This window comes from Aquiflexum sp. (genome assembly GCF_041749095.1).
Classification (GTDB): Bacteria; Bacteroidota; Bacteroidia; order Cytophagales; family Cyclobacteriaceae; genus Aquiflexum.
Genome location: NZ_JBGTCA010000511.1, coordinates 1 through 10,049 on the forward strand (window position 1 = coordinate 1; position 10,049 = coordinate 10,049).

General features: G+C 39.1%; 9 protein-coding genes and 1 pseudogene. All 10 read left to right on the top strand.

Annotated elements, in window-relative coordinates; all coding sequences use genetic code 11:
- Positions 1-465 (top strand): annotated as a pseudogene (locus ACEW8O_RS23210) (TonB-dependent receptor); the annotation flags it as partial.
- 12 nt (positions 466-477) lie between these two features.
- Positions 478-1,131, top strand: a complete 654-nt coding sequence (locus ACEW8O_RS23215; RefSeq protein WP_373497014.1) for a hypothetical protein — start codon at positions 478-480, stop codon at positions 1,129-1,131.
- A 91-nt stretch (positions 1,132-1,222) separates the two neighbouring features.
- A complete protein-coding gene (locus ACEW8O_RS23220; RefSeq protein WP_373497015.1) occupies positions 1,223-1,933 on the top strand; it encodes a CPBP family intramembrane glutamic endopeptidase in 711 nt (236 codons plus the stop codon).
- Positions 1,934-2,076: 143 nt separating this feature from the next.
- A complete protein-coding gene (locus ACEW8O_RS23225) occupies positions 2,077-3,054 on the top strand; it encodes a sensor histidine kinase (protein ID WP_373497016.1) in 978 nt (325 codons plus the stop codon).
- Complete coding sequence (locus tag ACEW8O_RS23230) at positions 3,051-3,803, top strand: LytR/AlgR family response regulator transcription factor (RefSeq protein WP_373497017.1); 753 nt, start codon at positions 3,051-3,053, stop codon at positions 3,801-3,803. The genes ACEW8O_RS23225 and ACEW8O_RS23230 overlap by 4 nt, the downstream gene beginning before the upstream one ends.
- 484 nt (positions 3,804-4,287) lie before the next feature.
- Entirely contained in the window at positions 4,288-5,424 is a 1,137-nt protein-coding gene (locus ACEW8O_RS23235; protein WP_373497018.1) for a DUF4221 family protein, read from the top strand.
- Positions 5,425-5,482: 58 nt separating this feature from the next.
- Positions 5,483-6,601, top strand: a complete 1,119-nt coding sequence (locus ACEW8O_RS23240; RefSeq protein ID WP_373497019.1) for a DUF4221 family protein — start codon at positions 5,483-5,485, stop codon at positions 6,599-6,601.
- Between the two features lie 76 nt (positions 6,602-6,677).
- The gene (locus ACEW8O_RS23245) at positions 6,678-7,814 is read left to right on the top strand and encodes a DUF4221 family protein (RefSeq protein WP_373497020.1); all 1,137 of its coding nucleotides are present in this window, start codon (positions 6,678-6,680) and stop codon (positions 7,812-7,814) included.
- 224 nt (positions 7,815-8,038) lie between these two features.
- A complete protein-coding gene (locus ACEW8O_RS23250; RefSeq protein ID WP_373497021.1) occupies positions 8,039-9,148 on the top strand; it encodes a Fic family protein in 1,110 nt (369 codons plus the stop codon).
- 222 nt (positions 9,149-9,370) lie between these two features.
- The coding region (locus tag ACEW8O_RS23255; protein WP_373497022.1) for a DUF4221 family protein at positions 9,371-10,049 on the top strand (679 nt) is incomplete at its 3' end.

The window sequence follows — 10,049 nt, forward strand, 5'->3', positions numbered from 1 at the left end:
ACCGACTTTTGGGTTACCTACAGCTTTGTGGATAGCAGGAGAAAGTTTGCACATTTCACCGAAATGGTACAGCCCGGCTTCGCTCCCCGCCACAATGGATCAATAGTCGTCAAGCATTTTATTGCCCCTTTAAAATCCCAATTGGGGGTTTCGCTGAGTGCCAATGATGGCTATACCTATGAGAACCCAAACCTACCGGGTCAGATGAATTCAAAGACCAAAAGCTTTCAGGATTTGAGTTTGGGCTGGAGCTTTCTGCCCAAACCAAACCTGATCATCCATTTGGCCTGTTCCAATGTTTTGGGCAGAGACAATATTTTCGGATACCAATATGCCAATGAGCCCAATGAAGTTGGGGTCTATGGAGGAAACCCAATCAGACTTCAGGCTCCCAGATTTCTTTTTTTGGGAATCTTCCTGACACTTTCAAAAGACAAAAACGCAAATAATTTAAACAACTTATAAACTATAGAAACCATGAAAAAGTACAGTCTAGCAATTATCGTTATGATGCTGATTTCTTTGATGACACAAGCATCCAATGAAGATTATGAAAAAGCCATGCTCAAAGAGCTGCAAAACATGAAAACCGCCGTCAGTCCCGAAGATCTAAAAAAGGTTGCCAATGGCTTTGTCCGAATTGCCCAGACAATGCCGGAGGAATGGCTACCGGATTATTATGCAGCCCTTGCCTTGGCCAATGCCGGATTCAGAAGTGAAGGTGGGGCAAATGTAAAGGATCCTCTTTTTGACCAAGCCAAAAAACATGTGGATAAAGCTTCCAAAATTTCTCCCAACAACTCAGAAATTGTGGCCCTGCAAGGTTTTATTACGATGGGAGAACTGTCTGTTGACCCAAATTCCCGAGGCCAGCATTTGTCAGGTGTGGCCATGCAGACCTTTGGTAAAGCTGTTGAACTCGACAGACAAAACCCGCGGGCAATTATGATGTTGGGACAGATGGAGTTGGGTATGGCCCAGTTTTTTGGGCAGGGACCGGAAAAGGGGTGTGGATTGATCAATTCAAGTTTGGAATTGTTTGAAAAAGAAGCTGCCACCAAAGAAGAAGGGACTTTTCTGCCTACTTGGGGAAAGGAAATGGCACTTCAGATCAAACAGAATTGTCAGTAGCAGATTTTGACCTGCCAGGTTTTGAAAACCTGGCAGGCCTAAATTTTGGAAAGAATTTCCTCATTCTTTAGCTTTAACAAACACTAATTTTATGGTACAACTCACCAAATCCAAGAGTGTCCTTTATCATTTATATCCAGGGATATTGATCACCATTGGGTTCATATTGATTACTCCAATAATGGTCAGAAATGGTTTCCCGCCCCAACTGAGTATGCTGGTTTGTATTGTGATGGTCGCAGTTCCTGTTTTTATTTTTCATTTGATTCAGGCAAAAAAAGGTGAAAACAGAGCTAAAATAATTCAATTAAACGGGTATCGGGAAAAATTACCAACAGGCAGATTGATGCTTTACACCTTAGGCCTATTGGTTTTTGCTTTTTTGATGTGGGGACTTTTCCAACCTATCGACCATTTCCTCACAGAGCATGTGTTTTTCTGGTTACCGGACTGGTACACGGTTCAGGATTTTGAAGGATATTCTAAGGACATCATCAAAGTCACTTTGATTGCCAATCTGATTCTGAAGGGTATTTTGGCACCGTTAATTGAAGAGTTTTACTTTCGTGGGTATTTGTTGCCAAGAATGGAAGTTTGGGGGAAATGGGCATTCGTAGTCAATGCGGTTTTGTTTTCTCTTTATCATCTTTGGCAGCCTTATATATATTTGACCTTGATAGCCGCTTTGCTTCCGATGACTTATCTCGTTTGGAAGACCAAAGACCTGAGATTGGCAGTTTTAACCCATTGCTTGCTCAATATCGTTGGCGCATTGCTTTCCTTTAGTCTTATTCTTTCTTGAATGATTTATAGAATTTAAATTTATTTTCTTTGGATATCAAAATCTTCACCAACATGCTCCACAAAAACTTATATAGTTCAGATCGGATTTTTTCATCATTGTGGAGGTTTGTTTTATTGAACTTTTCGATAGCATTGTTTTTAATGTTATTATTCTGCCCCAATTGTTTTACTTCCATTGAAGGCCTTAAAAATATCTTCCCGGACTTTTTATTCTCTTTTCTTGTATCGAGTACTTTGAGTTTTGGGGGTTATTGGACTGATACCTTGCTCGACAGTCGGTTACCTTGGGTAAAATATCCAATGGCGAGGTTGTTGGTAACTGCCGTGGCGTACTCTTTTTATTGCTTTTTTTTCAGCTTTATCATTGTCTTTATTGTAGTCTATCTCAAAGGTCAATTTGAATTATCAAATATTCCCTGGAAAGCCCTACTATTATATACCAAAACTCCGATCATTATTGGTCTGAGCTTTATGGCTTTTTTCACAGCCCGCTCTTGGTTATATGAATGGAGGAATACAGCGATAGAAGCAGAACAACTGAAATCAGAAAACATCGCCAGCCAATACCAATCACTCAAAGACCAATTGAATCCTCATTTTCTTTTCAATTCACTTAATGTACTGAGTAACCTTGTTTATGAAAGTGCAGACAAGTCCGCTGAATTTATTCAGCAATTGTCCAAAATTTACCGGTATGTGTTGGAGGTACAGCAGGAAGAATTGGTAGGATTAGAAAGGGAAATTGGGTTTGCAGAGAACTACCTGAACCTGCAAAAAATCAGATTTGAAGGAAGTCTGGAATATTATATCGACTTACATCAGTTAAAGGGGCACTACCTCCCTCCTCTCTCTCTTCAACTGCTATTGGAAAATGCCATCAAACACAATATTGCAAGTCTGGAGAAACCGCTAAAAATCATGATTGAACAAACAGATGGCAATTTAATTGTGCGCAATATTCTTCAACCTAAATTGACTAGGGAGGAATCAAAGACTGGAATCGGCTTACCGAATATCAAAAAGCGTTATGCTCTTTTAAGTGACCAAAACCCAAAAATCATCGAAACAGAAAAGGAATTTATCGTAGAACTTCCCTTGCTAAAACTCAACGGAGCATGAATATATTATTGATAGAAGATGAAAGACCGGCTGCCAATAGAATGAAGCAGCTTACTTTGGAACTGCTTCCCGGGGCAAATATCTTTGGACATTTGGACAGCATCACTTCGGCAGTCGAATGGTTGCAAACCAACCCTGCCCCCGATCTCATATTCTGTGACATCCAATTAGCAGATGGACTTAGTTTTGAGATTTTCGAAAGGGTAAAGGTCAGTTCACCAATCATCTTCACTACAGCCTTCGACCAATATGCCATCAAGGCTTTCAAACTCAACTCAGTTGATTACCTCCTTAAACCCATAGATCCCAAGGAACTGGCCGGGGCCATAGACAAATTCAAAAACCAAAAAATCAAATCCACCATTGATCTCAGCCAAATCCAAGACCTGCTACAGCCAAGACAACAGGAATTCAAATCCAGGTTTATGGTCAAAATCGGTGAGAAAATCCAATCTGTGCTGGCATCAGAGGCTGCGTATTTCATGAGTGAGGAGCGGGTGACTTTTTTGCAGACTTATGAAGCAAAACGCTACATTCTGGATTACACCCTGGATCAATTGGAAGAAATGCTTGACCCCAAAAAGTTTTTCCGGCTCAACCGAAAATACATATCCTCTTTTGAAGCCATTGCCGAAATCCACACCTATTCCAATAGCCGCCTAAAAATCAAGTTGGCCAATTGCAGCGACAATGACATTCTGGTCAGCAGGGAAAAGGTCGGGGGGCTGAAGGAGTGGTTGGATGGATAGAGGGGGAAGGATGAAGGATGAGGGAGGAAGGATGAAGGACACGTCGTCATTGCGAGGAGCACTTCAATTTAACTTTTCATTTAAAATAATCCTTCGTGCGACGTGGCAATCTCTTACGGAGGATTTCTATGAATTCCTCCTACGTCATAAAGAATGGAAACTTACTTTGGGTTGTTTCTAGACTGAAGAATAAAGTATGTCTTTGAGTCACAAAGACTTTTTAGAAATCATATTTTGTCCTGAACCTGCTAAACCTTCACACAATCCTCCGAAAGAAATCTTCTGACCAATAGTAAAAATATCCGATAATTTACCTAGTCGACTAGTAAAAATATCGGGTAATTTACCTAGTGGACTAGTAAAATTATCGAAAATGACACTGTTTACCTGAATCAGGATTATTAAAAAAAATCAATCTTTTTAAAAATTAGTTTTTATTTTTAACAAAACTTGATTAACTTTTTAGTCTGAAATTCGGGTTCTTATGAAACGCACTCTTTTGGCTTTTATTATTCTAAATCTTTTTTGGAACTGCGCTCCATCCAGTGAAAAAAGAATGGATTATAGCCAAATTACACTTTCGATGGACACAGTTATGGTAGATTCAAAAGATGAGATTCTTTTTTTAAAAGGTGACTTGATGATATCTGACCTTTCTGCTGACAATCAATATCTGTATTATTTAAACCCCATGGGCCTGACTTTGGAGATTGTCGATCTAAATCAGTTGGAGTTTGTCAGGAGGATTTCCTATGAGGAGGAGGGACCAAATGGACTGGGCAGGTTTCCTATGCAATTTCAGGTATTACAGGATGAGCAGGTTTTTATTGGAAGTTTTACCCATAGGGGAATTTTTGATCTGGAAGGGGTTAAGGTAAAAGATTTAAATTTTAAAATGGATGAGCTACGAGGTGATGATATGCCACCGGGATATGTTGAAAAATCCCTGAGGACAGATCCCAGAGACCAATACAAACTTTTTTCTGTATTGAATGTTTGGGGTGACGGACTTAGTCTTTTTGGACTTATAGATACCCAAAAGAAAACCTTTCAAGATTTGCCCATTCCTGAATTTGATTACTTGGCAGAATTCCGGATGATTTTCTCCGATGGAGGCAACACCAGGGCTATCCTAGGTGAAGAGATGGGATTAACCGAATCGAACAATAAAATAATTTTATCTAACAATATAGGTTCAGATTTATATGTTCTTGATCTTGATACAGAAATTCTTAAGCATAAGCCAATAGCACATCAGGCCATTCCTTCCAGAAAATTCCTCAAAATACCACCCATTGTTGAATCAATGGAGGAATTCCAGGAACATATCCGCAAACTCAGAGAAGACATTAACTTTACTCCACCTGTATGGGACAAAGAAAACCAGGTTTACTATCGCTTTGCGTACTTTAAGAAAAACAAGGAATTGGATGGAAAGCAGGTACCTGATGGCGCTGAAGTATTTTTAATCGTGTTGGACAAGGACTTCTATTTAATCTCAGAAACCCCATTGGAAACATTTACAAAGATCCCCAGCCGCCACTTCGTCAAAGACGGCAAAATCTGGATTTTTGAAAATATGGAGGATGAAATGGGCTTTGTTAGGTTAACCCTCAGGTGATATTTTAATTGAATTAATAAAATTTAACCATTTTCCTGTAGTCAGGTTTTCTAATAATATGAAATATCTAGCAATACTATTTTTGATGCTTGGGTTTGCTTGTAGCCCTAGTGAAAGGGGTGAAAATCAAATTGATTATAAAATAGACACCGTGATGGTGGACTCCAAAGGAGGAATAATCATGGGAGCAACCAATCTTTTTTTAAGTGATTTTGACAATAATCTTACCACACTTTACCATTACAGCAGTCAAACCGCAGAAGTTGAAATAATAGATCTCGAGAAATTATCTATCAAGGAAAGGATCAAACTAGAAAAGGAGGGGCCAAATGGTGTAGGTGATGGTGTCTTTAGGTTCTATCTTTTGGGCGACAGCCTTTTTGTGTTTTCCAACTATTTCGGGTTGAATTTTTTAGACATTTCAGGCAAAAAAACGAAAGGGATAAAATTCACTAACTTCGAATTTTTCAAAGAACTGCAAGAAGAATCAGATCGCTTTTCAAGTAATTACACCTTTCTAAATTCAGCTTCCAAATTTATTTGTCCTGTTTATTCTTGGGGAAATGATTTTAAGTACCTCGCATTGGTAGACTTGGAAAAGGATCAGATGGACAAAATAGAAATTGAAGGATTAAAAGTAATCAACCACTTCAATGTTACCCTTAAGAGCGGTAACTCTCAGCGGTCTATTATTAAGCCTGTCTACTTGTTAAAGATCGATGACTTGGTTTATATCTCCAATACGGCAAACAATGAAATTTTCACTTATAATATTCAGACAGAAGATCTCAAAAAACTAACCATTGAAGCCGATAAACTGTCGGCGGGCAAATCTGGGACATACAAAAAAGAAACTGATGATTATGATGAGTTTGCTGAAATTATTGGAAGGATGGATTTTGAAATCGAATATCAATATCCGGTTAGAAATCCTTCAAATGGCAACTTCTACAGGTTTTCTATACAGAAGACAAGGGAAAAAATGGATGAAATCCCTGCAAAGTATGATATTCACCTCATCGCTTACGACAAGAATTTCCATTTGCTAAGCGAAACCAAAATCCCTGAAATGAACAGTATCCCGCAAGTTTATTTTTGGAAGAATAATAGTATTTGGCTCCATGAAAATGTTGATGACGAACTTGGATTTGTGAGGATGAGCATCAATTATGAATAACCCTCCAAGGGTTTCGAACCCTTGGAGGGTTTGCGAGAACCCAATTATCAAATCTTACCAATCAAAATCTTTTACCATGAAAAATCTACTCTTTGCAATTTCAATGCTTTTTCTCTTTTCCTGCGGTGGAGGAAATGAGGAAAAATTAGCTGACGACTTCAGCAACATCACCTTTACCATAGACACTGTGATGGTGGATTCCAAAGGAGAGTTTCTTTTTTTACAAATGGGACTCCGTTGGTCGGATGTCTCTACTGATGGCAAATATTTCTTCAATTTTAACATCAATCAGCATCACCTTGAGGTGATTGATCTGGAAAAGCTTGAACTGGAAAAGATAGTACCATTCGATAAAGAAGGGCCAAATGGTACCGGTAGCCGTTTTGGACAGGTTCACAGCATTGGGAAGGATTCACTTTATTTCAGCAGTCTTTTTGACCATGAGATTTTTGATTGGAATGGAAAAAAAATAAAATCCAATACAACCAAAAATGTCACCTTTTCAGGCGATGGCTTTGGGGACAATGAAGCCTTGCCCATGCCGGTGATGTGGTCAAAAAATGCCGATCAGATTTTTGGGTTGGGAAGAAACTGGATGGAACCTGAAACCTCCTTTATCAAAATTGATTTTGCTGAAAAGTCTTTTCATCGAATGGAATTGCCCGCTTTTGATATCATGAAGGAATTTCATTATACCATGGAACAGCCAAAGGTCTGGTTTGGTCCTGAATATTTCACATCTATAGTGGGTGAAAAAGTCATGCTTTCCATTGCAGTGGCACATCCTATTTATACCTACAATATTTCCAATGGACAATTGGATCTTCATACCGCCCCTCTAGGACTGACCGCTGAAGAAAAATCCGCAAAACCGCCAAAACAGGTCCGCGGAATAGAAGAAAACCGAAAAGTAGATCAGATGCTGAAGGAACAGATAAACTTCATGCCCCCAATTTGGGATGAAAAAAATAAGCGGTTCTATAGGTTTTCCTATGAAGAAATCTTCCCTACGAATGGGGATGAATTTAATCTGGAGAGAAAGGCCAAAGTTTACTTGACCGCATTGGATGAAAATTTTTCTATCCTTTCGGAGCAAATAGTTTCTTCTTTAGAGTATATTCCTTCCAGAGCTTTTGTCAAAGAAGGCAATATTTGGATACCTGTTAATATCGATGATGAACTGGGCTTTGTCAGGTTTTCCTTCATGCCGTGATTCTAGGAATACTCATGCCATGACTTTGAGTCATGGCATGAATAACTGACATCAATTTTCACGTTTTTTAATGTCAACAAACAAAACTGACCTCAACCGTAAGGTCAGATATTTAATGTCACATTAAAATATTAAAAATTTAATGTCAATTGATTTGTTTGGTATTGATTTTAATGTCACATTTGTAACCTAACATTAAAATAATCAAATTTTAAGGTCAAAATATGGCATATTTGATCAATCCTGAAAGGACTAAACCTTGGAACAGTCTTCCGGAACTCCCAATTGAAGCGCAGTATTACAGAGACCTGGATATTTTTGAGCAATTGGGTGAAGCAAAGGCTGCCATAGCACGGTTGCAGGGTCGAAGTGCGGCGATACCCAATCAGGGAATGTTGATCAATACCATCAGTTTGCAGGAAGCTAAGGCTTCGTCTGAAATTGAGAATATCTTCACTACGGATGATGAGCTTTACAAAGCCTTTAGTGATGAAACCATCAAACAGGGCCCTGCCAAGGAAATCCTGCATTATCGGGAGTCCCTATGGAATGGACATCAATACCTGCAAGAAAATCCGCAATTTGATATCCCCTATTTTGAATTGATTTACCAAACCATCACAGGCATGAGTGATGGCATCAGGAAACCTTTTGCCCATACCTACATCCGACAGGGAGGTTCCGGCCCAAATGCAGGAAAAGCAGTATACACCCCTCCACGGGGAACAGGAGTGGTCGAAGCCAAAATGGAAAACCTGATCCAATTCATGAACGATGACAATGCTATCGATCCGATATTGAAAATGGCTATTGGCCACCTTCAGTTTGAGGCCATTCACCCATTCAGGGATGGCAATGGCAGAACGGGAAGACTGTTCAATATCCATTTTCTGACCCAAAAAGGACTTTTGGACTTGCCCATTTTGTTTTTGAGTAAATTTATTTTGGACAGAAAAGAGGATTATTATGCTTTCTTGGCCGGAGTCACCCAACGGGCTGCCTGGAAGGATTGGTTGGTTTTTATGATCAAAGCGGTGGAAAATACCTCCACGGATACCTACAACAAGATCAATGATATATTGGCTGCAAAGGACAGCATCCTACATGTTTTGGAAAATGAAACAGGTGTCAGCAGACCGGAATCATTGGTTGAAGCCATTTTTACCCAACCCTACACCAAGGTCAAACACCTTACCGACAAAAAAATCTATGCCGAAAACACCGCCCGCCAATACCTCAACCAACTCGCTGAAATGGGCATAGTCGAACGACGTGAAATCAGCGGTGGACATTATTATATGAATCTGGAACTGTACAGGATTTTGGGGGAGTGAAAGTTATTCGAAGGTTGTACCTTCGAATTCCTGGGTTTTGAGCCTCTGGCTCAACTCACTAAAGTCGAAAATTCCATACTCAGCATTCTGAAGTCGTAACCATCGTACAACCCAAAGTATTCATGCTATTACTTTGCATCCCGGCACGAGTTAACTAGTTTTCACATTGATTTTTTCCAAATTAAACTTATAGTGATTATATTGGTAATCAAATTGTTCTTTATGAAAAACTATATAATACTCCTCCTCTCAGTTCTTTTGTTCGCCTGTGGCGGAAATGAAACTGAAACCAAAACGGACTTTTCAAACATCACCTTCACTATGGACACAGTGGTGGTAGATCCCGGTAATGAAATTATCAACCTGAAGTATGGACTTTGGTCAAGTACCATGACTGCTGACAAAGATTTTCTTTACCTATGGAATATGGATGAATCTACCTTAGACAAAGTCAATATCAAAGAACTCCGATTGGATGAAAAAATCAAGTATGAAAAAGAAGGTCCTGATGGGGTAGGTTCCTATGTTGCTTGGATGAATATGTTAGACAATGACCATATTCTAATGGCCAGCTTTCAGGGTATGGGACTTTTTGATTTAAATGGTAAAAAATTAAGAAGTTATAAATTGGATAAAGATAAATTTGAAGGGGATAGTTTGGAAGATGGGGAGAGTTTCAACCGAAAGTCTATCATTACTGACGATGGAAATGTGATTTATGGATTGTTGGGCAATTGGACGAATGATAATCTATCCTTTGCCAAAGTAAATTTTCAGGACATGATGATCAAAAAGTATGAACTTCCTGGAATTGAGGAGTTGATAGATTATTCGGTGACAATGAAAGCAGACCAAATGATGATGATTTCCACTACTGACAAATCACTTCAAAGAGTTGGTG

Excerpts from the sequence above, each read along its gene's own strand:
- ACEW8O_RS23215 (WP_373497014.1), top strand. The coding sequence starts at position 478 with ATGAAAAAGTACAGTCTAGCAATTATCGTTATGATGCTGATTTCTTTG.
- ACEW8O_RS23220 (WP_373497015.1), top strand. The coding sequence starts at position 1,223 with ATGGTACAACTCACCAAATCCAAGAGTGTCCTTTATCATTTATATCCA.
- ACEW8O_RS23225 (WP_373497016.1), top strand. The coding sequence starts at position 2,077 with ATGTTATTATTCTGCCCCAATTGTTTTACTTCCATTGAAGGCCTTAAA.
- ACEW8O_RS23230 (WP_373497017.1), top strand. The coding sequence starts at position 3,051 with ATGAATATATTATTGATAGAAGATGAAAGACCGGCTGCCAATAGAATG.
- ACEW8O_RS23235 (WP_373497018.1), top strand. The coding sequence starts at position 4,288 with ATGAAACGCACTCTTTTGGCTTTTATTATTCTAAATCTTTTTTGGAAC.
- ACEW8O_RS23240 (WP_373497019.1), top strand. The coding sequence starts at position 5,483 with ATGAAATATCTAGCAATACTATTTTTGATGCTTGGGTTTGCTTGTAGC.
- ACEW8O_RS23245 (WP_373497020.1), top strand. The coding sequence starts at position 6,678 with ATGAAAAATCTACTCTTTGCAATTTCAATGCTTTTTCTCTTTTCCTGC.
- ACEW8O_RS23250 (WP_373497021.1), top strand. The coding sequence starts at position 8,039 with ATGGCATATTTGATCAATCCTGAAAGGACTAAACCTTGGAACAGTCTT.